Here is a 22,452-nt window from a genome sequence, read left to right as displayed (position 1 = left end):
GCTACTCCATCAGCAGCGGAAGGATGCGCACCAGCGCCATGCCGGCGATGCCCTGCAGGGTCGTGTAGTGCCACAGCAGGGCGACGTTATCGAGCGTGGCACGGCTGTGCTCACCCAGGTGACCGCGCCAGGCCCGCAGAACCAGGTAGGGACCGGCGATCGCCAGCACCACCACGTGCAGCCCCTGGTAGCCGAGCAGGCCGCCGATTGCCGCGCCCCAGGCGCTGGCGCTCGGATCGAGGCCCGCGAACTGGTGCCCGCGCAGGTCCAGCAGGAAGGAGGCCGCCGTGCAGCCCAGCGCCATCAGCACCAGCCAGGGCAGGCGCCGCTTGCCGAGCGCACGGACGGCCAGCAGCATCAGGATGGAACTGGCCAGCAGCAGGCCGCCGGAGGCCAGCTGCCAGGGCAGTTCCGGCAACGCGGCGCCGGGCGGCGGGCAGACCATCAGGCGCATCGAGATGTGCACGTAGGCGTAGCCGAAGGAGGCGAAGATGAAGGCGTCGACCACCAGCATCACCATCGTGCCCCACCACGACTGCGAGGAAGTGGTTTTCGCGTTCACCGGCAGCACCAGGTCGTCGGCGACGCGCGCCTCATGGATGGGCGGCTTGCGGTCCGATTGCCACAGCCAGGCGATGGTGCCGCCCACCGCCATCAGCCCGAAGATCCAGGCCAGCAGCATTGCCTTGACCGTCAGCAGCAGGAAGAAACCCGCCGTGCCGAGGGCGGCGATGACGGGCAGCCAGCTGTCGCCCGGCAGCACCATCAGGTAGCGCGGCTCGCCCTTGACCGGGCTGGTGGCGATGGTCTCGCGCAGGCCGGTGGCGGTTTGCGGGAGGTAGTGCTGGCCGCGGTCCACTTCCTCCGACAGCGTCGGCTGGTCCCACAGCGGATTGGTCGAGGTGATGCGCGGGATGCTGCGGTTGCCGTAGGATTCCGAGGTGAGCCATTCCAGGGTCGGCGCATTCCAGGGGTTGCCGACTTCCTTTTCGGGCCGGCGCAGGGTGCGCACGGCGTCGACGATGAACAGCAGCACGCCGAAGGCGAAGACGAAAGCGCCGACCGTGGACAGCATGTTCAGGAAGTCCCAGCCCATCTGCGCGTCGTAGGTATACACGCGGCGCGGCATGCCGTACAGGCCGGTGATGTGCATCGGGAAGAAGGCCAGGTTGAAGCCCCCGAACATCAGCCAGAAGACCCAGCGCGCCATGCGCTCGGACAGGGCCTGTCCCTTGACCAGCGGCAGCCAGTAATACATGGCGGCGAACACCGGGAACACCATCCCGCCGATCAGCACATAGTGCAGGTGAGCCACGATGAAGTAGGTGTCGTGCGCCTGCCAGTCGAAGGGAATCACTGCCACCATCACCCCGGTCAGCCCGCCCAGCACGAAGATGAACATGAAGCCCATCAGGAACAGCGCCGGCGAGGTCATGCGCACGCGCCCGTTCCACAGGGTGGCGATCCAGGCAAACACCTGGATGCCGGTCGGGATCGCGACCGCCATGCTGGCCGCCGAGACGAAGCTCATCTCCAGCACGCCCAGGCCGGACGTGAACATGTGGTGGGCCCATAGCCCGAAGCTGAAGAAGCCGACGCCGACCAGGGCCACGATGATGGCGCGCCGACCCACCAGCGGGGTGCCGGCGATGGTCGGGATCATGGTCGAGACCATGCCGGCGGCCGGCAGGAAGATGATGTAGACCTCGGGGTGGCCGAAGAACCAGAACAGGTGCTGCCACAGGATCGGGTCGCCGCCGCGCTCGGCGATGAAGAAGGGCCAGTCGAAGGCGCGCTCCAGTTCCAGCAGGGCGGTGCCGGCGATCACGGCCGGGAAGGCGAACACGATCATCACCGCCACCACCAGCATGGCCCAGGCGTAGACCGGCATGCGGCGCAGCGTCATGCCGGGGGCGCGGGTGAACAGGATGCCGACGATCAGCTCGACCGCGCCGGCGATCGCCGAGATCTCGATGAAGCCGATCCCCAGCAGCCAGAAGTCGGCGTTCAGTCCAGGCGAATACGCGTTGCCGGTATAGGGCGGGTACATGAACCAGCCGCCGTCCGGCGCCAGCCCCACGAAGATGGTGCAGAAGAAGGCCAGGCCGCCGAATGCATAGGCCCAGTAGGCATAGGCGGACAGGCGCGGGAAGGGCAGGTCGCGCGCGCCCAGCATGTTGGGCAGCAGGTAGACCGCGATCGCCTCGACGATCGGGATCGCGAACAGGAACATCATCACCGTGCCGTGCATGGTGAAGACCTGGTTGTAGGTGCTCGGCGAGAGCAGGGTGTTGTCGGGCACGGCCAGCTGGACCCGCATCACCAGCGCCAGGATGCCGGCCAGGATGAAGAACAGCAGGGCGGTGCCGATGTAGAGCAGGCCGATGCTGGTGTTGTTGACCGACTTGAAGAAGCGCCAGCCGGTGGGCGTGCGCCAGACTTCCTTTAGGCGCTCGAATTCGCCTTCGGGGCGCGGCAGGGAATTAGGGAGCTGCGTCATTTCAGGTGCTCGAGGTAGGTGGACAGCGCGCGCAGCGTCTCGGCGTCGAGCTCGGGGGAGCCCGGCATGAACACGCCTGGTTTGCTCGCCTGCGGGTCGGCGATCCAGCCCTGCAGGGTGGCGCGGTGGGTGCGCAGCAGGCCGGCGCCGATGTACATGCGGCTGCCGACGTGGGTCAGGTCCGGCCCCAGGCGCGCGCCTTCGGCCACGCCGCGGATGGTGTGGCAGGCCTGGCAGCGCTGTTCGAGGAATGCAGTGCGGCCGCGCTCCAGCACCGGGCTGTTCGCTGGCAGGGCCGGCCGCGCCTGGCGGGCCAGCCAGGCGTCGAACTCCTGCGGGCTCGAGGCCACCACGTGCAGCGCCATCTTCGCATGCTGGGCGCCGCAGTATTCGGCGCACTGGCCGCGGTAGATGCCGGGCTTGTCGGCGCGCAGGGTGAGGCTGGTGACGCGGCCCGGCACCATGTCGCGCTTGCCCGCGAGCGAAGGCACCCACAGGCTGTGGATCACGTCGGCGGAGTTCAGGCCCAGGTGGACCGCGCGCCCGGTCGGGATGTGGATCTCGTTGGCGGTGACGACTTCCAGCCCGCTGGCCGGGTCGCGGTAGCGCACCTCCCACCACCACATCTTCGCCGTCACCGAGATGCTCAGCGCCCCATGCGAGGACTGCGGCGCCAGCTGGGCGCTGCGCCAGGTGCTCCAGCCCAGCAGCGCGCTCAAGACCACCACCGGGAAGGCGATGCCTCCGCCACCGATCCACAGCAGGGCGCCGGCCGGCCGTTCCTGGCGCCGCAGGCTCAGGTACAGCAGCGCCATCACGGCGACGAAGATCAGGGCGCCGGCGCCGAACATCACCCAGGCGAACTGGCTGATGATGGCGGCGTCCCAGCCGCCCGGGTGCAATACCGATTGCAGCGTGTTCTCCATGCGCGGCCTACCTGAGCGTGTACAGGAAGGCCGCCATGTGGCGCGCCTCCTGTTCCGTGAGTCCCATCGGCGGCATCTCGGTACCGGGCTTGACGGCGTGCGGCACGCGCAGCCAGCGCACCATATTGTCGGGCCGGTTGGGGATGCCGCCCGCGATGTAGCTGAGGCGCCCGATGTAGTCGAGCGCCGGACCGGCGTCTCCGGCGGCGCCCTGCACCCCGGGGATCACGTGGCAGGCGCCGCACTGGTATTGGGTCACGAGGCGCAGGCCCTGCCCGACGTCGCCGCCGGGGACGATCGAGCGCGGCGCTTCCTTGCATCCGGCAAGCAGCGCCGCGCAGGCCAGGAGCAGGCCGGCATGTCGTGTGCTTTTGCTGACGGAATCGTAGAGAGGGCGGGTGCGCACGCTTGGAAATCGCAATTGTGTAGTGGCTTTTATAATACACAAACAATGATGTAATTTTTTTAACTACTCCAATCGGACGCACCCCTGTCATGCTTTCGAACCGACGCCGGCTGATCGTGAAGACCGCTGTATTGACGCTGGTGGCAGCGGGCGTCACCGCGGGAGCTGCCGGCCTGGCGCTCCTGTACGGCGGCTGGTACAACATCGGCGCCACCGCCCAGCACGTCCCCTTCGTGTACTCGGTGCTGGAAGAGGGGATGAAGCACTCGGTGCGCAATCACGCGCAGGAAGTGCGCGTGCCGCAGCTGGGCGCTGAGCAGCAGCTGCGCCTGGGCGCGCAGGTCTACCGCGACAAGTGCGCCCAATGCCATGGCGGGCCCGGGTTCGCGCAGTCGAGCATCGGCATGAGCATGCAGCCGATTCCCGGCCCGCTGGTGGACGCGACCCAGCGCTGGGAGGCGCGCGAGCTGTACTGGATCACGAAGCACGGCATCAAGATGAGCGGCATGCCGGCCTGGGAATATCACCTGCGCGAAGACGAAATCTGGGCGGTGGTGGCCTTCGTGACGGTGTTGCCGACCATGAGCGCGCAGGACTACCGCGTCGCGACCGCGCAGGGAGCTGCCAAATGAAGGCGCTCCCGGTTTTCGTGCTCGGACTGGCGCTGGCCGGCTGCGCGCCCAAGCGTCCTCCGGCCGGGGTGCAGGGCGACCCGGAGCGCGGCAAGGTCGCCGTGACCCAGTACGCCTGCCAGTCCTGCCACATGATTCCCGGCGTGCCCGGATCGAAGGTCTACGTCGGCCGGCCTTTGGAAGACATGGCGCGGCGCAAGGTGCTGGCCGGTGGGGTGCCGAACGACCAGGCCGGCCTGGTGCGCTGGATCCGCGATCCGCAATCGGTCGACCCGAATACCGCCATGCCGAATATGGGCGTGAGCGAACGCGATGCGCTCGACATCAGCGCCTATCTCCTCACCCGGTGACCTGGGGCGCCGATCCTTGGTATCATCGCCGCCTGCCCACAGCCGGGCATGTTCACAACAGGGAAAGACGACAATGAGATTGGTGCGCTATGGCCGCCCGGGCAAGGAAAAGCCGGGCCTGTTCGACGAAGAGGGCCGCCTGCGCGACCTGTCCGGGATCATCGACGACATCGACGCGTCCCAGCTGGGCGACAAGGCGCTGCGCAAGCTGGCCAAGGTCGACTGGAAGACCCTGCCGCTGGTCCGCGGCAATCCGCGCCTGGGCGTGCCGGTCAAGGGCGTCGGCAAGTTCATCGGCATCGGCATGAACTACGCCGACCACGCCGCCGAGACGGGCGCCGCGGTGCCGAAGGAACCGATCTTCTTCACCAAGGCCATCAGCTGCCTGTCCGGTGCGGACGACCCGATCCAGCTGCCGAAAGGCTCGAAGAAGACCGACTGGGAAGTCGAGCTGGGCGTGGTGATCGGCGCGCGCGCGCAGTATGTGAAGGAAGAGGATGCGCTGAAGTACGTGGCGGGCTACTGCGTGGTCAACGACGTCTCCGAGCGCGCCTTCCAGTTCGAGATGGGTTCGCAGTGGGACAAGGGCAAGGGCTGCGACACCTTCGGCCCGGTCGGCCCCTTCCTGGTCACGCGCGACGAGATCTTTGACGTGCAGGACCTCGACCTCTACCTGGAACTGAACGGCAAGCGTATGCAGACCGGGAATACCTCGAAGATGATCTTCACGGTGGCGCACATCGTCAGCTACGTGTCGCGCTTCATGACCCTTGAGCCGGGCGACATCATCACCACCGGCACCCCGCCGGGCGTGGGGATGGGGCGTTCGCCGCAGCGCTTCCTCAAGAAGGGCGACAAGCTGCGCCTGGGGATCGCGGGCCTGGGCGAGCAGCAGCAGGAAGTGCTGGCCTTCCCGAAGTAAGCCCTAGTCAGGCAGCGGTGCCGCGTTTGACGCCGGCACCGCCGTCCTGGCCGTATTCATCACCATGGCCAGGAAGGTGTAATACCCGTTCAGTCCCATCAGGTCGACCACCCCCTGCTCGCCGAACAGCGCGAGCGCGTCCGCATACACCCGGTCCGACACCGACTTCCCCTCATGCAGTTCGATGCAGAAGTCGTGCACCACCGCTTCGTCCACCAGCATGTCCTCCGGCCGGCGCCGCTCGGCGATCGCGTCGATCACCGAGGACGGAATCCCCACCTGCGCTGCGATCGGCGCATGGATCGCCCATTCCACCTGCTGGTTCCACTGGCGCGCCGTGACCAGGATCGCCAGCTCCGACAACCTGACCCCGATCGCGCTGCGGTAGCGCAGGTATTCGCCCATGCGCTGGGCGTACTCCATCAGTTCCGGGCTGCGCAGCAGCGGCACGAAGGGCCCGTAGACCGCGCCGCGCGGACCGTCGATAATGGCCTGCGCCGCGGCGCGTTGGGCGGCGCTCATCTCTTCCGGCGCAATCGGTCCTAGTCGGTCGCTCATGGCGGGGCAGCATTTGTTGTAATTGGTAAATAATTGCACAGCGTCCATCAAAAATCAAAAGAACCGGCGCGCAGCACGCTTATTGTCAAATCCTTCCACTTCCGAAGGGAGCCGTAATGAGTCACATCCTCCACCGCAACCTGCGCCAGGTGCCGCCGACCGCGGTCTCGGGCGACGGCATCCGCATGCGCGACAAGGCCGGCCGCGTCTACATCGACGCCAGCGGCGGCGCGGCCGTGTCCTCGCTGGGCCATGGCCATCCGGACGTGATCGCGGCCATGCACCGCCAGATCGACCGCTGCGCCTATGCCCACACCGCCTTCTTCACCACCGACGCGGCCGAGGAACTGGCGGACCGCCTGATTGCCGGCGCGCCGCAGGACATCGGCGGCGTCTACCTGGTCTCGGGCGGATCGGAAGCGATGGAGACGGCGCTGAAGCTGGCGCGCCAGTACTGGGTCGAGGCGGGCGAGCCGCAGCGCCGCCTGTTCATGGCGCGCCGCCAGAGCTACCACGGCAACACCCTGGGCGCGCTGGCCGTCGGCGGCAACGAATGGCGCCGCAAGGCCTTTGCCCCGCTGCTGATGGACACGGTGCGGGTGGCGCCCTGCTACGAATACCGCGGCCGTGCCGCCCACCAGAGCGTGGACGACTATACCGCCGGCCTGCTGGACGAACTGGAAACCCGGATCCTGGAAGCAGGGCCGGACAACATCATCGCTTTCGTGGCCGAGCCGGTGGTGGGCGCGACCGGCGGCGCGATCCCGCCCACGCCCGGCTACTTCCAGGGCGTGCGCGATATCTGCGACCGCTACCGCATCCTGTTCATCGCCGACGAGGTGATGTGCGGGATGGGCCGCACCGGCAGCATGTATGCGATCGAGCAGGACGGCGTGGCGCCGGACATCATCGCCATCGCCAAGGGCCTGGGCGCCGGCTACCAGCCGATCGGCGCGGTGCTGGCCCACCAGACCATCATCGACTGCCTGCGCGGCGGCAGCGGCGTGTTCCAGCACGGGCACACCTACATCGGCCACCCGGTGGCGGCGGCCGCCGCGCTGGAAGTGCAGAAGGTGATCGAGCGCGACGATCTACTGGGGCGGGTGCGCAGCCGCGGCGCGACGCTGCGGCGCATGCTGGGTGATGTGTTCGGGACCCACGAGCACGTGGGCGACATCCGCGGCCGCGGACTGTTCCTGGCGCTGGAATTCGTGCAGGACCGCGCCAGCAAGACGCCCTTCGCGCCGGAGCGCAAGCTGCATGCGGCGATCAAGGCCAAGGCAATGGAGAACGGGCTGATGGTCTACCCGATGGGAGGGACCATCGACGGGCAGTACGGCGACCACGTGCTGCTGGCGCCGCCCTTCATTGCGACGGCGGCGGATCTGTCGGAGATCGTGTCGCGGCTGGCGGATGCGGTGGAGGCGGCGTTGAAGCAGTAGTTTTATTCAGCTAGCCGCAAGACCGTCGTTCCGGCGAAGGCCGGAACCCAAGTTTTATGCGTACTACCAAGGCATCGAGCACAGCTAACGCGACGCAACGGAATTGGAGTGAACAATGCCGGTGGTATTGTTCACGCCTTCGCCGGGATGACGGATCAACCTGCGGTGGCTGGAGTATGGGCAGCGTGCCCGCTTACGCCAGCACCTTCCTGATCCACTTCGAGATGTCCTGCACCTCTTCCAGGCACAGCGAATGCTGCATGGCGTACTCGTGCCACTCCACCTTGTAGCCCAGCGACACCAGCACGTCCTTCGACTCGCGTGCGCGCGCAAAAGGCACCACGTTGTCGTGGGTGCCGTGGGCCATGAAGATCGGCGTGCCCAGGCTCTCCTCGCTGCGCTCCTGGCCCACCACGGTGGCCAGCGGCAGGTAGCCGGACAGGCACAGCATGCCGGCCAGCTTTTCCGGATGGCGCATGCCGGTCTGCAGGGTCATCGCGCAGCCTTGCGAGAAGCCGGCCAGGATGATGCGCGAGGCCGGGATGCCGCGGGCTTTCTCGCGTGCGATCAGCGCCTCGACGTCGCGCTGCGAAGCGCGCAGGCCGCCTTCGTCTTCGCGGCGGGTCAGCTCGGCGCCGGTGATGTCGTACCAGGCGCGCATCACGTAGCCGCCGTTGATCGTCACCGGCATCGTGTTCGCATGCGGGAACACGAAGCGGATGCCGGGCAGGCCGGACAAGTCGAGTTCGTTCACGAGCGGCACGAAGTCGTTGCCGTCGGCGCCCAGGCCGTGCAGCCAGATGACCGCCACTTCCGGATTCGGCGCGGTTTCGATCTCGATGTTTTGCAGCAGTTGGGTCATTCGGTTTCCTTTATGCGGCAGGAGGACGCAAGGCCGACTTCGGGCGGAAGGTCTTGCTCACCGCGGGGTTGGTTTCCATGTAAGGGCCGCCGATCAGGTCGATGCAGTAGGGCACTGCGGCGAAGATGCCGCCGACCACCGTGTTGCCCGCGTCGTCCTTCAGGCCTTCCAGCGTTTCCTTGATCGATTTCGGCTGGCCCGGCAGGTTCATGACCAGGGCCGCGTGATCAGGCGTTTCGCGGATCACGGCGGTCTGGCGCGACAGGATCGCGGTCGGCACGAAGCGCAGGCTGATCTGGCGCATCTGTTCGCCGAAGCCTGGCATCTCTTTCGTGCCGATGGCCAGCGTGGCCTCGGGCGTGAGGTCGCGCCGCGCCGGGCCGGTGCCGCCGGTCGTCAAGACGAGATGGCAGCGCACATTGTCGACCAGGTCGACCAGGGTGCGTTCGATCTCCGCGCGCTCGTCGGGGATCAGACGGGTTTCGATACGATATGGCGTGGTGATCGCCGAAGCAAGCCAGTCGGACAGCGCCGGAATGCCCTTGTCCTCATAGACGCCGCCGCTGGCGCGGTCCGAAACCGACACCAGCCCAATCACCAGGGTTTGATCACTCGTCGTCGGAGTCATCGTCAACCGGTTCTTCGTCTTCGTCGGCGGCTGCCTGCTTCGACTTCTTGCCCAGGTCCTTCAGGATCTGGAAGATCTCGCGGTAGGCCTTGGGCGGCTTGTTCTCGGCCTGTTCCTTGCGCGCGTTGCGGATCAGGGTGCGCAGGTGCTGCCCGTCCAGTTCCGGGTTCTCTTCCAGGAGCTGGGTCAGGGCCTTGTCGTCGGCGAGGAGTTTTTCGCGGCGGCGCTCGAGCGCGTGCAGGGCCGCGGTTTCGGCCTTGGAGGCGCCTTTCCAGCTGTCGATGGTGCGCTTGATGACGTCGACTTCCGCCTCGTCCAGCGTGCGCATCTTCTTGCCCACGAACTGCAGCGCGCGGCGGCGGCCTTCGTGGTTGGTGATGGTCTGGCAGGTGAGGATGGCTTCCTTGACGTCTTCCGGCATCTCGACGCGCTTGACGCGGTCGCGGGGCGCCTCCACCAGCTGTTCGCCGAGCTTTTGCAGCTCGTTCGACTGGCGCTTGGCTTCGGACTTGGAAGGACGTTCGTATTCTTGATCGAACTCGTTGGACTGGAAGCCCACGGAGCCGCGGTTTGGATTAGGCATAATCTATGGATTGACTCGGATTGATCCGATTGGCTCGGGGCCTGTCAGTGAAAACTGTAAACGGCTGCTATGATAACTGTTTTAGGGCGAGCTACGAAAAACACGACATGAACGACTCCGCGATCACCTCTGCGTTTTCCCATACCCAGGACCAGCTGAAACAGCTCGCCCGCGACGTATTGGCGTTCGCGAAAGAGCAGGGCGCCACCGATGCCTCGGTCGAAATCAGCGAAGGCAGCGGCCTGTCGGTTTCCGTGCGTAAAGGCAAGATCGAGACGATCGAGCAGAACCGGGACAAGGGCATCGGCGTCACGGTCTACTACGGCCAGCGGCGCGGCAATGCCAACACCTCGGACTTTTCCACCAAGTCCCTGAAGGACACCGTGGAAGCGGCCTGGAACATCGCCCGCTTCACCGCCGAAGACGATTGCGCCGGCCTGCCGGACGCCGAGCTGCTGGAACTGAACCCGCGCGACCTGCGCCTGTTCTATCCCTGGCAGATCAGCACCGAGGAAGCCGTCGAATTGGCCCAGCGCTGCGAGAACGCAGCGTTCGAGGTCGACCCGCGCATCACCAACAGCGAGGGTTCGAGCGTCTATGTGCAGCAGTCGCACTTCGTCGGCGCCAACTCGCGCGGTTTCATCGGCGGCTACCCGTTCTCGCGCCACACCATCTCGGTGGCGCCGATCGCCGGCAAGGGCAACCGCATGCAGCGCGACGACTGGTACACCTCGGCGCGCGATCCGAAAAAGCTGGGCAAGCCGGAAGCGGTCGGCCGCTACGCCGCCGAGCGCGCGCTGGCGCGCCTGAACGCGCGCAAGCTCGACACCCGTACCTGCCCGGTGCTGTTTGAGGCGCCGTTGGCCGCCGGCCTGCTCGGCTCCTTCGTGCAGGCCGTCTCGGGTGGCGCGCTGTACCGCAAGTCGAGCTTCCTGCTCGACACCCTCGGCAAGCAGGTGTTCCCGGAGCACATCAGCATCGTCGAAGACCCGCACCTGATCGGCGCGGTCGGCTCCGCCCCCTTCGACGAAGAGGGCGTGCGCACCAGCCGCCGCAAGGTGGTCGACGCCGGCGTGCTGCAGGGTTACTTCCTGTCCTCGTACTCGGCGCGCAAGCTGGGTATGCAGACCACGGGTAACGCCGGCGGCTCGCACAACCTCGACCTCGTGTCCTCGCAGACGAAGCGCGCCGACGACTTCGAAGGCATGCTGCGCAAGATGGGCACCGGCCTGCTCGTCACCGAACTGATGGGCCAGGGCGTCAACTACGTCACCGGCGACTATTCGCGCGGCGCGTCCGGCTATTGGGTCGAGAACGGCGTGATCCAGTATCCGGTGGAAGAAATCACCATCGCGGGCAATATGCGCGAGATGTTCACCCAAATCGTGGCAATCGGTAACGATGTCCTTTCTCGTGGCAACAAATCGACCGGCTCGATCCTCATCGAGAAGATGGTCGTTGCCGGAACTTAAGAAACTGAGCCGGAGGAAAGCATGAGCAAGTTCATTCGTATCGACAAGGAAAACAGTCAGAAGAGCGTCCTGCTCAACCTCGACCTCGTGGCCACCGTCGAGCTGTCGCAACCGTCCGACCTGTTGAGCTCGGGCAGCGACACGCGCAAGGCCTACGTCACCTTCCTGGCAGCCGACAAGACCACCATTGCCACGCTGCATTTCGATTCGCTCGGGGATGCCGGCAACTGGGTGGGCAAGCACCTGGGCGTCGAACTCTGAGCCGTCATGGCTGAGAACAAGACCAGGGCAAACGGCGCCAGCGTGCGCGCCTATCTCGATGCGATTCCCGACGCGGGCCGGCGCGCAGACTGCGAAGCGCTGGCCGCCTTGATGGAACGGGTGACCGGCAAGCCGCCCGTGATGTGGGGCGACAGCATCGTCGGCTTCGACAGCTACCACTACCGATACGACAGCGGCCGCGAGGGCGATGCCCCGCTCGCCGGCTTCTCGTCACGCAAGGGCGACATCAGCCTGTATCTCTCCTGTGGGGAGCCGGAACTGGAAGAATTGCTCGGTCGCCTGGGCAGGCACAAGATGGGCAAGGCCTGCCTGTACCTGCGGTGCCTCGATGACGTCGACCTGAACGTGCTCGAACAGCTGGTCGCGCAATCGGCAACCGCAACGCGGGCGCGCTACCCCGGCGTCGCGGTCTGAGTCTCGGCCGGTTCAGCCGGTCTGCTCGATGCGGCTGAGCCGCTGGCCGTAGATGCCCCAGGTGACGGGCTCGCCGTCGACCGTAGCCTTCAGGATCCAGCCCGTGCCGATCTTCGCGACCGTCACCTCGGTTTCGAGCTCCTTTGCCACCTTCTCGGCCCAGGTCCGTGCCGCGCCCTGGCCCTTGAACAGCTCCTGGCCCTCGAACACGACGGTGGCGTCGAATACGGAAGCGGAAAAGACGCTCATGCCTTCAGTGCGCGGATGGCGTTGAGCACCGGCTGCAGCACCGCGGCGCCGAGGCGCGCGCTGCGGGCGCCGTCCCAGCCCACCTGCGGGTCAGGATCGTTGGCGTTGTCCTTGAACGGCAGTTCCAGGGTCAGGGACAGGCAGCCGAAGGCGTGGGTGATGTGCGAGGACCCCATGGTCAGGGTCTCGTCGGTGAACGGCGTCTTGCCGTAGCCGTGCACGTCCTGGAAGTCCGGGCTCGCGATCTTGAAGTCTTCGATGAACTGCTTCTGCTGGGCTGCCTGGGCTTCGGTCCAGGTCGGGAGCGACTCGCTGCCGGCCACGAACACGTAGGGCAGGCCCTCGTCGCCGTGCACGTCCAGGCACAGGTCGACGCCGGTTTCGTGCATCTTCTTCAGGACCAGGAACACTTCCGGGCTGCGCTCCAGCGAGGGGTTTATCCACTCGCGGTTCAGGTTGGCGCCGGCCGCGTTGGTGCGCAGGTTGCCGCGCACCGAGCCGTCCGGGTTCATATTCGGGACCACGTAGAACACGGTTTCCTTGAGCAGCTGGCGTCCGAACGGATGCGCCGGGTCGAGCAGGGCGTCGAGCATGCCTTCCACGAACCACTCGGCCATGGTTTCGCCCGGGTGCTGGCGAGCGATCACCCACACCTTCTTCTTCTCGGGCGAAGGTTCGCCGATGACCAGCATGTTCAGGTCGCGGCCGTCGACCGTGTTGCCGAGGTCCAGCATGCGCACGTGCTCGGACATCTGGGCGCGGTCGAGCAGTTCCAGGTGGCGTTCCCAGGAATACGGTTCGAAGTAGGCGTAGTAGACGCTGTCCATGCCCGGGGTGTGCTCGATGCTCAAGACCTTGCCGTCATACGAGGTCGGCACGCGGAACCAGTTGATGCGGTCGTAGCTCGCCATTGCCTGGTAGCCTTCCCAGCCGGCCGGATAGGCGGCCTGGCCGGCGTTCAGGAAGCGGATGGTGCAGGCCTGGCCTTGCGCGCCCTGCAGGCGGAAGTAGAACCACTGGATGATGTCGGCGTGCGAATCCTTGCGGATGTTCAGGTCGATGGCGTTCGCGCTGGTGGCGTTCACGACCTCGATGGCGCCAGCGTCGAACTGGCTGCTGATCTTGATAGACATGGTATGTCCTGGTTGAAAGCTGTTTGAAAGCTGTTGGTGAAAGACGCAGATGATACCGCAATGCTCAGGCCAGGCCGCCGAAGCGCTCAAAGAAGCTGGCCTCGGCCGGGGGCGTGCTGTCATCTTCCTTGCCCAGCATGGCCATCACGTGCGCCTCGGCCTGGCGCCAGGTCAGCCGGTAGATGTCGCGCGCCAGCTGGTAGGCATCGGTGCCCGGCCACGGGGCGGGCAGCAGTTCGAGCGGCAGCATCGGGTCGTGCAGCTGCACCCGGCGGTAGGCGTGGATCAGCAGGGTGCGGATGGCAAAGGCGTCCTGCGGCGCGACCTCCTGGCCCCCCTTCAGCTGGGCCAGGAGCGGCGTGAAGCGGTCGATGAACTGGCGGTAGGCGCCGACGACAGCGGACAGGTCCCAGGCGTCGCCCACCAGCTCCGGCAGCGGGCGCGAGCCGACGCCGGGCAGTTCGGCCGCATCGCACACAAACACTTTTCCTTCGGCGCCCGCGCGCGCCAGGATCTCGCGCAGGGTGTCCTGCTGCGGCGCCGGGTGCGCCATCACGCCGGTGGCCAGCATCGCAAAGCCTTCCCATTCCAGCTCCTTGCGCAGCAGGGCGCGCAGGTCGCCGTCGATGCTGCCGTTGGGCGCCAGAACAAAGGTCCAGTGCCCGTCCCAGTGCAGGCCCGGCGGCGCATAGATGCGGCGGTTGGCCCGCTCAAAGCGGGGCAGGGCCCTGGGCTCGAGCGCGTAGCGGCTGCGGCGGCCCTCGCGGCTGGCCACCAGCCAGCCTTCCTGTACCAGGCGGAACACGCTGGTGCGCACCAGGCGGTCCGACACGCCCAGGGGACCCAGCAGCTCGATCATGCTGCCCAGCCAGAAAGCGCCGCCGTGCGGGGCGATGGCGTCGCCGCATAGGGTCATCACCAGCGATTTATGGCGCGGCGGGTCGTTCGTCAGGAAGTGGTCGATCCACTCGCCGCTGGTGAGTCGTGTCATGTTGATAAGGTCGCAATATGATTCAAAATTTTGGTGTACATCCGATTTTTTGTATCGTATTATGGTTTGGAGAGGTTTGCAACGGAGACCAGCATGTACGCACAGATGGTGGAGACCGGACTCAAGAAAGTCCGTACCGAAGAAGACATGAATGCCGAAGAAGCGGCGTTCCAGGCGCGCATCGACGCCGGCATCAAGATCGAGCCGAAGGACTGGATGCCCGAGGCCTACCGCAAGACCCTAATCCGCCAGATCTCGCAGCACGCGCACAGCGAGATCGTCGGCCAGCTCCCGGAAGGGAACTGGGTCACGCGCGCCCCGACGCTGCAGCGCAAGTCGGTCCTGCTGGCCAAGATCCAGGACGAGGCCGGCCACGGCCTGTACCTGTACAGCGCCGCCGAAACGCTCGGCGTGTCGCGCGACGAACTGCTGCAGGCCCTGCATGCGGGGAAGGCGAAGTACTCGAGCATCTTCAACTACCCGACCCTGAGCTGGGCCGACATGGGCGCGATCGGCTGGCTGGTCGATGGCTCGGCCATCATCAACCAGATCCCGCTCTGCCGCTGCTCCTACGGTCCGTACGCGCGCGCCATGATCCGCGTCTGCAAGGAAGAGTCCTTCCACGCACGCCAGGGCTACGACATCATGATGGCCCTGGCAAAAGGCACGCCGGAGCAGAAGGCGATGGCGCAGGATGCGCTGAACCGCTGGTGGTGGCCGTCCCTGATGATGTTCGGTCCGTCGGACGCCGAGTCCGTGAACAGTGCGCAGTCGACCGCCTGGCGCATCAAGCTGTTCTCGAACGACGAGCTGCGCCAGCGCATGGTCGACCAGACCGTGCCCCAGGCCGAATACCTGGGCCTGACCATCCCCGATCCGGACCTGAAATGGAACGAGGAGCGCGGCTCCTACGATTTCGGCGAGATCGACTGGAGCGAGTTCCACAACGTCCTGAAGGGCAACGGCCCCTGCAACCGCGAGCGCCTGCGCACCCGCGTGAAAGCGTATGAGGACGGCGAATGGTTCCGCGACGCGCTGGTCGCCCACGCTGACAAGAAAGCCGCCCGCAAGGCCGCCGCGTAGGGGTGATCTGGTCCAGTGGACCAGATCACGCTCTGCCGACCGCGCGTTCAACCAGCTTACGCATGACCGCACAAGAATGACGGAGATAAGAATGAGCAAAGAATGGCCGCTGTGGGAAGTCTTCATCCGCAGCCAGCACGGCCTGGCCCACAAGCATGTGGGCAGCCTGCACGCACCCGACGCCGAGATGGCGATCAATAACGCACGCGACGTCTACACCCGCCGCAACGAAGGCGTGTCGATCTGGGTCGTGCGCGCCCAGGACATCGTGGCCAGCAGCCCGAGCGACAAGGAAGCCCTGTTCGAGCCGGCCAACAGCAAGGTCTACCGCCACCCGACCTTCTTCCCGATGCCGGAAGAAGTCAAGAACCTGTGAGCCTCGCCGTGGATGCCAAGATTGAATACCTGCTGCGCCAGGGCGACAACGCCCTGATCCTGTCGCAGCAGCTGTGCCAGCTGTGCGGCAAGGGCCCGGCGCTGGAAGAAGACATGGCGCTGTCGAACGTCGCCCTCGACCTGCTGGGCCAGACCCGCATGTGGCTGACCTATGCCGGCGAGCTGGAAGGCAAGGGCCGCGACGAAGACCGCCTGGCCTTCCACCGCGACGCCCACGACTACCGCAACTGCCTGCTGGTGGAGCAGCCGAACGGCAGCTACGCCGAGGTCATGGTGCGCCAGTTCCTGTTCGATACCTGGCACTACTTCCTGATGGACGGCCTGACCCGCTCGAGCGATGCGCGCATCGCCGAGATCGCACAGAAGTCGATCAAGGAAGTCACTTACCACCTGCGCCGCTCGGGCGACCTGGTGGTGCGCCTGGGCGACGGCACCGACGTCAGCCACGCGAAGATGCAGACCGCACTGGACGAGTTGTGGATGTACAGCGGCGAGATGTTCATCTATGACGCGGTCGACAATGCGATGGTGGAGCAGGGCGTGGCGCCGGCCATCGAGCCGCTGCGCCAGATGTGCCTCGACCACATGGCCGAAGTATTCACTGAGGCGACCCTCACCATGCCTTCGCCGGAAGCGTACATGCAGCGCGGCGGCAAGCAGGGCCGCCACAGCGAGCGCCTCGGCTACATCCTGGCCGAGATGCAGTTCCTGCAGCGCGCCTACCCGGGAGCGCAGTGGTAATGAGCACCGTGGGCGTCAGCCTTGAGCAGGTCTGGAGCTGGCTCGGCGAAGTTGCCGATCCGGAGATCCCGGTCATCTCGGTGGTGGACCTCGGCATCATCCGCGACGTCGCCTTTGATGGCGACGCCTGCGTGGTGACGATCACGCCCACGTACTCGGGCTGCCCCGCAATGCAGGTCATTGCCGATGCGGTGAAAGAAGCCTTGCTGTCGCACGGCCTGGAAGACGTCCGCATCCTCACTCGCCTGGCGCCTGCCTGGACCACCGACTGGATGAGCGAGACCGGCAAGGCTGCCCTCAAGGGCTACGGCATCGCGCCGCCCGTGCAGCAGGCGATCGACATCAGCGGCCTGCACGCCGGCATCCGCCGCCGCGCCGCGCCGGAAGTCTCTTGCCCGCACTGCGGCTCGCCCCATACCCAACTGACCAGCGAATTCGGCTCGACCCCGTGCAAGGCGCTGTACAAGTGCCTCGACTGCCGCGAGCCTTTCGACTACTTCAAGTGTCACTAAGATGAGCAAATTCTATCCACTGACCGTGGCGAAGGTGAAGCACGAAACCCGCGACGCCATCGCCGTCACCTTCGACGTGCCGCCGGAACTGAAACCGCAGTTCGCCTACCAGCAGGGCCAACATCTGACCTTGCGCGCGATGATCGACGGCGAGGACGTGCGCCGTTCGTATTCAATCTGCTCGGCGGTGCAGGACGAGAGCCTGCGCGTGGCGATCAAGCGGGTCGGCGGCGGCCTGTTCTCGACCTGGGCCAATGAAGCCTTGAAGCCAGGCGCCACGCTGGAAGTGATGCCGCCGATGGGGCACTTCAACGTGCCGCTCGATCCGACGAGCGAACGTCATTACCTGGCGTTTGCGGCCGGTAGCGGCATCACGCCGATCCTGTCGATCGTGAAGACTACGCTCAAGGCCGAGCCGAAGAGCCGCTTCACCATCGTGTACGGCAACCGCGCCTCGTCGAGCGTGATCTTCCGCGACGAACTGAGCGAACTCAAGGACACCTACATGGACCGGCTCAAGCTGGTGTATGTGATGAGCCGCGAGCAGCAGGACATCGAACTGTTCAACGGCCGCATTACGGAAGAAAAGTGCGGTCACTTCCTCAAGCACTGGATCGACATCAGGGATATCGACATCGCCTTCATCTGCGGCCCGGAAGACATGATGCACGGCGTCTCGCGTTCGCTGCAGGCGGCCGGGCTGGCAAAGGAAAAGATCCGCATCGAGCTGTTCGCCGCCAGCATCCCCAAGCACGAGCACAAGCCGCGCAAGGTGGAAGTGGGGCAGCAGCACCAGACCGAAGTCACCGTCATCATGGACGGCAACGCGGCCAGCTTCACGATGGACAAAGATAAAGAGTCCATCCTCGACGCCGGCCTGCGCGCCGGCATCGACATGCGCTACTCGTGCAAGGGCGGCGTGTGCTCCACCTGCCGCTGTAAGGTGCTCGACGGGCAGGTGGAGATGGATGTGAACTACGCGCTCGAAGACTACGAAGTGGCGCGCGGGTTTGTGCTCAGTTGCCAGAGCTTCCCGATCACCGACAAGGTGGTCGTTGACTTCGACATCGCTGAATAGGCACGACCGCAACGCTGTTAGCACCACCGCACGCAAAACCGTCGTACGCGCCACTGGCGCCTACGACTTCCGGCGTAGGCCGGAACCCAATTTGACTTTCGCGGCTCAGCAACGAACTTGGGTCCCGGCCTGCGCCGGGACGACGACTCAACGGACAACAATAAAAAACGGAGACACCCATGACCTACGAATCCATCCAGTTCAAGATCGACAAGGGCATCGCCCTCCTGACGCTGAACCGCCCTGATCGCCTGAACAGCTTCACCCAGGCCATGCACCTCGAAGTGCGTGACGCGCTGGATAAGCTGCAGGCCGACAAATCCGTGCGCGTGCTGGTGCTGACCGGCGCCGGCCGCGGCTTCTGCGCCGGCCAGGACCTGTCCGACCGCGCCGTCGAACCGGGCGCCCCGGGCGTGGACCTGGGCGAGTCGGTCGAGAAGTTCTACGCCCCGCTGGTCATGACCCTGAAGACGCTGCCGATGCCCGTCATCTGCGCGGTGAACGGCGTGGCCGCCGGCGCCGGCGCCAACCTGGCCCTGGCCTGCGACATCGTGCTGGCCGCGAAGTCGGCCAGCTTCATCGAAGCCTTCTGCAAGCTAGGCCTGATCCCCGACACCGGCGGCACCTGGCACCTGCCGCGCCTGATCGGCCACGCACGCGCCACGGGCCTGGCCATGCTGGGCGAGAAGCTCAGCGCCGAGAAGGCCGAGCAGTGGGGCCTGATCTGGGCCTGCGTCCCGGACGAAGCCCTGATGGACCAGGCCATGGCCATGGCCGAGCACTTCGCCGCCGCCCCGACCAAGGGTCTTGCCTTCACCAAGAAGGCACTGCAGGCCAGCTGGGCCAACACCCTGCCGGAACAGCTGAAGCTGGAAGGCGAGATGATGCGCGAACTGGGCTACAGCCACGACTACCGCGAAGGCGTCGCCGCCTTCATCGCCAAGCGCCCTGCGCACTTCAAGGGAGAATAAGATGGCGGCACTGGACAAGGGCAGCATCGTCGCGGTCGTCGGCAGCGGCGCCATGGGCTCGGGCATCGCCCAGGTCGCGGCCAGCGCCGGCCACCAGGTGCTGCTGTTCGATACGCGCACCGAAGCGGCCGACAAGGCCATCACGGAGATCGGCAAGACCTACGCCAAGCTGGTCGAAAAGGGCCGCATGGACGCCACCGCTGCCGACGAGGCACGCGCGCGCCTCAAGCGCATCGCGTCGCTGCAGGAAACGGCGGGCGCCGCGCTGGTGGTCGAAGCCATCGTCGAGAACCTGGATGCCAAGCGCGCGCTGTTCACCGAACTGGAAGGTATCGTCGGTGAGGACTGCATCCTGGCCACCAACACCTCGTCGATCTCGGTCACTGCGATCGCGGCGCCCCTGCGCCATCCGGAACGGCTGGTCGGCATGCACTTCTTCAATCCGGTGCCCCTGATGGCGCTGGTCGAAGTCATCAGTGGCATTGCAACCAGCAAGGAAGTCGCCGACACGGTCTACGCTACCGCCGAAGCCTGGGGCAAGAACCCGGTGCACGCGAAGTCGACGCCCGGCTTCATCGTGAACCGCGTCGCCCGTCCGTACTACGCGGAAGCGCTGCGCCTGCTGCTGGAACAGGCCGCCGAACCGGCCACCATCGACGCCGTGCTGCGCGACTGTGGCGGCTTCCGCATGGGTCCCTTCGAGCTGATGGACCTGATCGGCCATGACGTCAACTTCTCGGTGACGAACTCGGTCTACAACGCCTACTTCGGCGATCCGCGCTTCACCCCCTCGATCCTGCAGCAGGAACTGGTCAACGCCGGCTTCCTGGGCCGCAAGACGGGCCGCGGCTTCTACCGCTACGGCGAGGGCGTCGAGAAGCCTGCACCGCAGACGGAAAGCCTGCAGCCGCGTCCGGAATCGGTCGCCCTCATCGGCAGCGAATCCGGGCAGCTCGACCCCCTGGCCGCGCGCATCGCCGCGGCCGGCTTCGACATGGCGCGCGAGGAAACCCTGGATGCCACCCCCGGCTTCCTGTGTGGAGGCGCTGCCGTTTACCTGACCGATGGCCGTACGGCGACCGAGCGCGCGGCTGAAGCCTGGCACGACGACACCGTCGTCTACGACCTGCTGCTGGACGCCGCCGGCGCCACCCGCATTGCGCTGGCGCGCGCCGACCAGTGCAGCATGGATGCCTACAACGCGGTCGTCGGCATGTTCCAGGCCGCCGGCTTTGCCGTCACCCGCCTGGACGATGTGCCCGGCATGGCCGTGATGCGCACGGTCGCCATGCTGGCCAACGAAGCGGCGGACGCGGTCAACCAGGGCGTGTGCAGCGCGCTTGCTGTCGACATTGCGATGCGGAAGGGCGTCAACTACCCGCGCGGTCCGCTGGCCTGGGCCGACAGCGTCGGCCTGGAGCATATCGTCGCCGTGCTGGCCAACTTGGCGACGAGCTATGGCGAAGACCGCTATCGGGTGTCGCCGCTGCTGCGCCGGAAGATCGCCGCCAATCCGCACGGAGCGACGTTCCATGCATAGCGATCCGCAGGCGCTGGCCGAGCTGGCCGGGAAGACCATGTACGAGCGCGATCCGGCCAGCCAGGCCTTGGGCATGACGCTGGACGAGATCCGTCCCGGCTACGCGCGCATGTCGATGCGCGTGCGCGGCGACATGCTCAACGGGCACGCGACCTGCCACGGCGGCTACATCTTCATGCTGGCCGACAGCGCCTTCGCCTTTGCCTGCAACTCGCACAACTTCAATACCGTGGGCGCCGGCTGCACCATCGACTACCTGGCGCCCGGACGCGAAGGCGACGTGCTGGTGGCGGAAGCGGTGGAGCAGGCGCTGCAGGGTAAAACCGGCGTGTACGACATCAAGGTGAGCAACCAGGAAGGGCGCACGGTGGCGCTGTTCCGCGGGAAGTCGCACCGCGTGAGCGGCATGGTGGCCGAGGTCGGGCAGTAAAGCTTTCAGCAAGACGATAGGAGGTCGAGATGGTACAACGCACACCAGCCCCGGGCGAACTGGAGCCGATCGAACGCGCCAGCCGCGACGAACTACAGGCCCTGCAACTGGAGCGCCTGAAGTGGTCGCTGCACCACGCCTACGAGAACGTGCCGCACTACCGCGCCGCGTTCGATGCCGCCGGCGTGCATCCGGAAGACCTGAAGTCCCTGAGTGACCTGGCGAAGTTCCCCTTCACCGACAAGAAGACCCTGCGCGACAACTACCCCTTCGGCCTGTTTGCCGTGCCGCGCGAGCAGGTGGTGCGCATCCACGCCTCGAGCGGCACCACCGGCAAGGCGACCGTGGTCGGCTACACCCGGCGCGATATCGACACCTGGGCCGGCGTGGTTGCACGCTCGATCCGCGCCGCAGGCGGCCGTCCCGGCGACATGGTGCACATCTCGTATGGCTACGGCCTGTTCACCGGCGGCCTGGGCGCGCACTACGGCGCCGAAAAGCTTGGCTGCACGGTGATCCCGATGTCCGGCGGCCAGACCGAGAAGCAGGTCCAGCTGATCCAGGACTTCAAGCCCTCGATCATCATGGTCACGCCCTCGTACATGCTGAACATCGTCGAGGAGTTCACGCGCCAGGGGATCGACCCAGCGACGTCCTCGCTGAAGGTCGGCATCTTCGGCGCCGAGCCCTGGACCGACGCCATGCGCCGCGAGATCGAAACCCGCGCCGGCATCGACGCGGTCGACATCTATGGTCTCTCCGAAGTGATGGGACCGGGCGTGGCCAGCGAATGCATCGAGAGCAAGGATGGTCCGGTGATCTGGGAAGACCATTTCTACCCCGAGATCATCGATCCCGACACCGGCGAAGTCCTGCCGGACGGCGAGGAGGGCGAACTGGTGTTCACCTCGCTCAGCAAGGAAGCGCTGCCGATCATCCGCTACCGCACGCGCGACCTGACCCGTTTGCTGCCGCCGACCTCGCGCTCGATGCGTCGCATGGGCCGCATCACGGGCCGCTCGGACGACATGCTGATCATCCGCGGCGTGAACGTGTTCCCGAGCCAGATCGAAGAGATCGTCCTGAAGATGCCGGCGCTGGCGCCGCAATACCAGCTGGTGGTGGCGCGCGACGGTCATCTCGACACGCTGGAAGTGCTGGGCGAACTGCGCGACGGCGCGCTGTCCCCAAACGACGTGGACCTGCTCTGCCGCGAGCTCCAGCACAACATCAAGACCCATGTGGGCGTCACCACGCGCGTGACCCTGAACCCGCCCGGCGGGATCGAGCGCACGCTGACCGGCAAGGCCCGGCGCGTGGTCGACAAGCGCCCCAAAAACTGAATACTGAG

Annotated in this window: 26 protein-coding genes; 16 read left to right on the top strand and 10 right to left on the bottom strand. The window is 66.1% G+C overall.

Annotation, left to right across the window (positions count from 1 at the left end; genetic code table 11):
* Nucleotide 1: 1 nt before the first annotated feature.
* The 3 genes from ctaD to LK542_RS14405 are packed head-to-tail and all read right to left on the bottom strand — an operon-like array spanning nucleotide 2 to nucleotide 3,832.
* Nucleotides 2-2,500 (bottom strand): cytochrome c oxidase subunit I, encoded by a 2,499-nt coding sequence (ctaD, locus tag LK542_RS14415; RefSeq protein ID WP_227812429.1) that lies wholly within the window; start codon nucleotides 2,498-2,500, stop codon nucleotides 2-4.
* A complete protein-coding gene (locus LK542_RS14410; protein WP_227812428.1) occupies nucleotides 2,497-3,426 on the bottom strand; it encodes a c-type cytochrome in 930 nt (309 codons plus the stop codon). Before LK542_RS14410 ends, ctaD begins: the two co-directional genes overlap by 4 nt.
* Nucleotides 3,427-3,433: 7 nt before the next feature.
* On the bottom strand, nucleotides 3,434-3,832 hold the full coding sequence (locus LK542_RS14405; protein ID WP_227812427.1) for a c-type cytochrome: 399 nt from the start codon (nucleotides 3,830-3,832) through the stop codon (nucleotides 3,434-3,436).
* Between the two features lie 89 nt (nucleotides 3,833-3,921).
* On the opposite strand from LK542_RS14405, the gene LK542_RS14400 reads away from it, so the two are divergent.
* The 3 genes from LK542_RS14400 to LK542_RS14390 all read left to right on the top strand — a co-directional run bounded on the left by LK542_RS14400 (nucleotide 3,922) and on the right by LK542_RS14390 (nucleotide 5,736).
* Nucleotides 3,922-4,464, top strand: coding sequence for a cytochrome c (locus LK542_RS14400; RefSeq protein WP_227812426.1), 543 nt, complete (start codon nucleotides 3,922-3,924; stop codon nucleotides 4,462-4,464).
* Nucleotides 4,461-4,814: a c-type cytochrome gene (locus LK542_RS14395; protein WP_227812425.1), complete on the top strand. Its 354-nt coding sequence runs from the start codon at nucleotides 4,461-4,463 to the stop codon at nucleotides 4,812-4,814. The genes LK542_RS14400 and LK542_RS14395 overlap by 4 nt, the downstream gene beginning before the upstream one ends.
* 73 nt (nucleotides 4,815-4,887) lie before the next feature.
* Nucleotides 4,888-5,736: a fumarylacetoacetate hydrolase family protein gene (locus LK542_RS14390; RefSeq protein ID WP_227812424.1), complete on the top strand. Its 849-nt coding sequence runs from the start codon at nucleotides 4,888-4,890 to the stop codon at nucleotides 5,734-5,736.
* A gap of 3 nt (nucleotides 5,737-5,739) precedes the next feature.
* Here LK542_RS14390 and LK542_RS14385 read toward each other — a convergent pair whose 3' ends face one another.
* Nucleotides 5,740-6,294 (bottom strand): carboxymuconolactone decarboxylase family protein, encoded by a 555-nt coding sequence (locus LK542_RS14385; protein ID WP_227812423.1) that lies wholly within the window; start codon nucleotides 6,292-6,294, stop codon nucleotides 5,740-5,742.
* A gap of 116 nt (nucleotides 6,295-6,410) precedes the next feature.
* Between LK542_RS14385 and LK542_RS14380 the strand changes: the two genes are divergently transcribed.
* Nucleotides 6,411-7,736 carry an aspartate aminotransferase family protein gene (locus LK542_RS14380; RefSeq protein WP_227812422.1) on the top strand — a complete coding sequence of 442 codons (1,326 nt, stop codon included), beginning with the start codon at nucleotides 6,411-6,413 and terminating at the stop codon, nucleotides 7,734-7,736.
* A 193-nt stretch (nucleotides 7,737-7,929) separates the two neighbouring features.
* Here LK542_RS14380 and LK542_RS14375 read toward each other — a convergent pair whose 3' ends face one another.
* From LK542_RS14375 to yjgA, 3 genes are read right to left on the bottom strand one after another with little or no spacing between them, the layout of a single operon-like run.
* Nucleotides 7,930-8,598, bottom strand: a complete 669-nt coding sequence (locus tag LK542_RS14375; protein ID WP_227812421.1) for an alpha/beta hydrolase — start codon at nucleotides 8,596-8,598, stop codon at nucleotides 7,930-7,932.
* A 10-nt stretch (nucleotides 8,599-8,608) separates the two neighbouring features.
* The gene (gene mog / locus LK542_RS14370) at nucleotides 8,609-9,226 is read right to left on the bottom strand and encodes a molybdopterin adenylyltransferase (protein WP_227812420.1); all 618 of its coding nucleotides are present in this window, start codon (nucleotides 9,224-9,226) and stop codon (nucleotides 8,609-8,611) included.
* Nucleotides 9,207-9,809 carry a ribosome biogenesis factor YjgA gene (gene yjgA, locus LK542_RS14365; RefSeq protein WP_227812419.1) on the bottom strand — a complete coding sequence of 201 codons (603 nt, stop codon included), beginning with the start codon at nucleotides 9,807-9,809 and terminating at the stop codon, nucleotides 9,207-9,209. Before yjgA ends, mog begins: the two co-directional genes overlap by 20 nt.
* A 107-nt stretch (nucleotides 9,810-9,916) precedes the next feature.
* Here yjgA and pmbA point away from each other — a divergent pair, with 107 nt between their 5' ends.
* The 3 genes from pmbA to LK542_RS14350 are packed head-to-tail and all read left to right on the top strand — an operon-like array spanning nucleotide 9,917 to nucleotide 11,977.
* A complete protein-coding gene (gene pmbA / locus LK542_RS14360) occupies nucleotides 9,917-11,281 on the top strand; it encodes a metalloprotease PmbA (protein WP_227812418.1) in 1,365 nt (454 codons plus the stop codon).
* A 21-nt stretch (nucleotides 11,282-11,302) separates the two neighbouring features.
* Nucleotides 11,303-11,542: a hypothetical protein gene (locus LK542_RS14355; RefSeq protein ID WP_227801793.1), complete on the top strand. Its 240-nt coding sequence runs from the start codon at nucleotides 11,303-11,305 to the stop codon at nucleotides 11,540-11,542.
* A gap of 6 nt (nucleotides 11,543-11,548) precedes the next feature.
* On the top strand, nucleotides 11,549-11,977 hold the full coding sequence (locus LK542_RS14350; protein ID WP_227812417.1) for a DUF1801 domain-containing protein: 429 nt from the start codon (nucleotides 11,549-11,551) through the stop codon (nucleotides 11,975-11,977).
* A gap of 12 nt (nucleotides 11,978-11,989) precedes the next feature.
* On the opposite strand, the gene LK542_RS14345 is transcribed toward LK542_RS14350, so the two are convergent.
* The 3 genes from LK542_RS14345 to paaX all read right to left on the bottom strand — a co-directional run bounded on the left by LK542_RS14345 (nucleotide 11,990) and on the right by paaX (nucleotide 14,350).
* Entirely contained in the window at nucleotides 11,990-12,226 is a 237-nt protein-coding gene (locus LK542_RS14345) for a hypothetical protein (protein ID WP_227812416.1), read from the bottom strand.
* A complete protein-coding gene (locus LK542_RS14340) occupies nucleotides 12,223-13,359 on the bottom strand; it encodes a M14-type cytosolic carboxypeptidase (protein WP_227812415.1) in 1,137 nt (378 codons plus the stop codon). The genes LK542_RS14345 and LK542_RS14340 overlap by 4 nt, the downstream gene beginning before the upstream one ends.
* A gap of 64 nt (nucleotides 13,360-13,423) precedes the next feature.
* A complete protein-coding gene (gene paaX, locus LK542_RS14335; RefSeq protein ID WP_227812414.1) occupies nucleotides 13,424-14,350 on the bottom strand; it encodes a phenylacetic acid degradation operon negative regulatory protein PaaX in 927 nt (308 codons plus the stop codon).
* A gap of 93 nt (nucleotides 14,351-14,443) precedes the next feature.
* Here paaX and paaA point away from each other — a divergent pair, with 93 nt between their 5' ends.
* The 9 genes from paaA to paaK all read left to right on the top strand — a co-directional run bounded on the left by paaA (nucleotide 14,444) and on the right by paaK (nucleotide 22,444).
* Nucleotides 14,444-15,433, top strand: coding sequence for a 1,2-phenylacetyl-CoA epoxidase subunit PaaA (gene paaA, locus LK542_RS14330; protein ID WP_227812413.1), 990 nt, complete (start codon nucleotides 14,444-14,446; stop codon nucleotides 15,431-15,433).
* Between the two features lie 91 nt (nucleotides 15,434-15,524).
* Nucleotides 15,525-15,809 carry a 1,2-phenylacetyl-CoA epoxidase subunit PaaB gene (gene paaB / locus LK542_RS14325; protein ID WP_159701094.1) on the top strand — a complete coding sequence of 95 codons (285 nt, stop codon included), beginning with the start codon at nucleotides 15,525-15,527 and terminating at the stop codon, nucleotides 15,807-15,809.
* 8 nt (nucleotides 15,810-15,817) lie between these two features.
* The gene (gene paaC / locus LK542_RS14320; RefSeq protein WP_227812412.1) at nucleotides 15,818-16,570 is read left to right on the top strand and encodes a 1,2-phenylacetyl-CoA epoxidase subunit PaaC; all 753 of its coding nucleotides are present in this window, start codon (nucleotides 15,818-15,820) and stop codon (nucleotides 16,568-16,570) included.
* Nucleotides 16,570-17,082, top strand: coding sequence for a 1,2-phenylacetyl-CoA epoxidase subunit PaaD (gene paaD / locus LK542_RS14315; protein WP_227812411.1), 513 nt, complete (start codon nucleotides 16,570-16,572; stop codon nucleotides 17,080-17,082). Before paaC ends, paaD begins: the two co-directional genes overlap by 1 nt.
* 1 nt (nucleotide 17,083) lies before the next feature.
* Nucleotides 17,084-18,160 (top strand): 1,2-phenylacetyl-CoA epoxidase subunit PaaE, encoded by a 1,077-nt coding sequence (paaE, locus tag LK542_RS14310; RefSeq protein ID WP_227812410.1) that lies wholly within the window; start codon nucleotides 17,084-17,086, stop codon nucleotides 18,158-18,160.
* Between the two features lie 179 nt (nucleotides 18,161-18,339).
* Nucleotides 18,340-19,131, top strand: coding sequence for a 2-(1,2-epoxy-1,2-dihydrophenyl)acetyl-CoA isomerase PaaG (gene paaG, locus LK542_RS14305; RefSeq protein ID WP_227812409.1), 792 nt, complete (start codon nucleotides 18,340-18,342; stop codon nucleotides 19,129-19,131).
* Between the two features lies 1 nt (nucleotide 19,132).
* Complete coding sequence (gene paaH, locus LK542_RS14300; RefSeq protein WP_227812408.1) at nucleotides 19,133-20,671, top strand: 3-hydroxyacyl-CoA dehydrogenase PaaH; 1,539 nt, start codon at nucleotides 19,133-19,135, stop codon at nucleotides 20,669-20,671.
* Nucleotides 20,664-21,101, top strand: a complete 438-nt coding sequence (gene paaI, locus LK542_RS14295) for a hydroxyphenylacetyl-CoA thioesterase PaaI (RefSeq protein ID WP_227801777.1) — start codon at nucleotides 20,664-20,666, stop codon at nucleotides 21,099-21,101. The genes paaH and paaI overlap by 8 nt, the downstream gene beginning before the upstream one ends.
* Before the next feature lie 29 nt (nucleotides 21,102-21,130).
* Nucleotides 21,131-22,444, top strand: a complete 1,314-nt coding sequence (paaK, locus tag LK542_RS14290; protein ID WP_227812407.1) for a phenylacetate--CoA ligase PaaK — start codon at nucleotides 21,131-21,133, stop codon at nucleotides 22,442-22,444.
* Nucleotides 22,445-22,452 lie beyond the last annotated feature (8 nt).

Origin of the sequence: Massilia sp. IC2-477 (genome assembly GCF_020707265.1) — a bacterium.
Lineage (GTDB): Bacteria > Pseudomonadota > Gammaproteobacteria > Burkholderiales > Burkholderiaceae_D > Telluria.
Note: the sequence above shows the minus strand (reverse complement) of the source record. Positions and strands in the feature narration are given on the sequence as shown.

Bases quoted from the DNA above. Each gene is read 5' to 3' on its own strand.
- LK542_RS14400 (WP_227812426.1), top strand. From the start codon at position 3,922: ATGCTTTCGAACCGACGCCGGCTGATCGTGAAGACCGCTGTATTGACG.
- LK542_RS14350 (WP_227812417.1), top strand. From the start codon at position 11,549: ATGGCTGAGAACAAGACCAGGGCAAACGGCGCCAGCGTGCGCGCCTAT.
- LK542_RS14375 (WP_227812421.1), bottom strand. From the start codon at position 8,598: ATGACCCAACTGCTGCAAAACATCGAGATCGAAACCGCGCCGAATCCG.
- LK542_RS14385 (WP_227812423.1), bottom strand. From the start codon at position 6,294: ATGAGCGACCGACTAGGACCGATTGCGCCGGAAGAGATGAGCGCCGCC.
- paaG (WP_227812409.1), top strand. From the start codon at position 18,340: ATGACCTACGAATCCATCCAGTTCAAGATCGACAAGGGCATCGCCCTC.
- paaX (WP_227812414.1), bottom strand. From the start codon at position 14,350: ATGACACGACTCACCAGCGGCGAGTGGATCGACCACTTCCTGACGAAC.
- LK542_RS14410 (WP_227812428.1), bottom strand. From the start codon at position 3,426: ATGGAGAACACGCTGCAATCGGTATTGCACCCGGGCGGCTGGGACGCC.
- mog (WP_227812420.1), bottom strand. From the start codon at position 9,226: ATGACTCCGACGACGAGTGATCAAACCCTGGTGATTGGGCTGGTGTCG.
- paaI (WP_227801777.1), top strand. From the start codon at position 20,664: ATGCATAGCGATCCGCAGGCGCTGGCCGAGCTGGCCGGGAAGACCATG.
- LK542_RS14345 (WP_227812416.1), bottom strand. From the start codon at position 12,226: ATGAGCGTCTTTTCCGCTTCCGTATTCGACGCCACCGTCGTGTTCGAG.
- LK542_RS14355 (WP_227801793.1), top strand. From the start codon at position 11,303: ATGAGCAAGTTCATTCGTATCGACAAGGAAAACAGTCAGAAGAGCGTC.
- pmbA (WP_227812418.1), top strand. From the start codon at position 9,917: ATGAACGACTCCGCGATCACCTCTGCGTTTTCCCATACCCAGGACCAG.
- paaE (WP_227812410.1), top strand. From the start codon at position 17,084: ATGAGCAAATTCTATCCACTGACCGTGGCGAAGGTGAAGCACGAAACC.
- paaA (WP_227812413.1), top strand. From the start codon at position 14,444: ATGTACGCACAGATGGTGGAGACCGGACTCAAGAAAGTCCGTACCGAA.
- yjgA (WP_227812419.1), bottom strand. From the start codon at position 9,809: ATGCCTAATCCAAACCGCGGCTCCGTGGGCTTCCAGTCCAACGAGTTC.
- paaK (WP_227812407.1), top strand. From the start codon at position 21,131: ATGGTACAACGCACACCAGCCCCGGGCGAACTGGAGCCGATCGAACGC.
- LK542_RS14395 (WP_227812425.1), top strand. From the start codon at position 4,461: ATGAAGGCGCTCCCGGTTTTCGTGCTCGGACTGGCGCTGGCCGGCTGC.
- paaB (WP_159701094.1), top strand. From the start codon at position 15,525: ATGAGCAAAGAATGGCCGCTGTGGGAAGTCTTCATCCGCAGCCAGCAC.
- LK542_RS14340 (WP_227812415.1), bottom strand. From the start codon at position 13,359: ATGTCTATCAAGATCAGCAGCCAGTTCGACGCTGGCGCCATCGAGGTC.
- LK542_RS14380 (WP_227812422.1), top strand. From the start codon at position 6,411: ATGAGTCACATCCTCCACCGCAACCTGCGCCAGGTGCCGCCGACCGCG.
- ctaD (WP_227812429.1), bottom strand. From the start codon at position 2,500: ATGACGCAGCTCCCTAATTCCCTGCCGCGCCCCGAAGGCGAATTCGAG.
- LK542_RS14390 (WP_227812424.1), top strand. From the start codon at position 4,888: ATGAGATTGGTGCGCTATGGCCGCCCGGGCAAGGAAAAGCCGGGCCTG.
- paaH (WP_227812408.1), top strand. From the start codon at position 19,133: ATGGCGGCACTGGACAAGGGCAGCATCGTCGCGGTCGTCGGCAGCGGC.
- paaD (WP_227812411.1), top strand. From the start codon at position 16,570: ATGAGCACCGTGGGCGTCAGCCTTGAGCAGGTCTGGAGCTGGCTCGGC.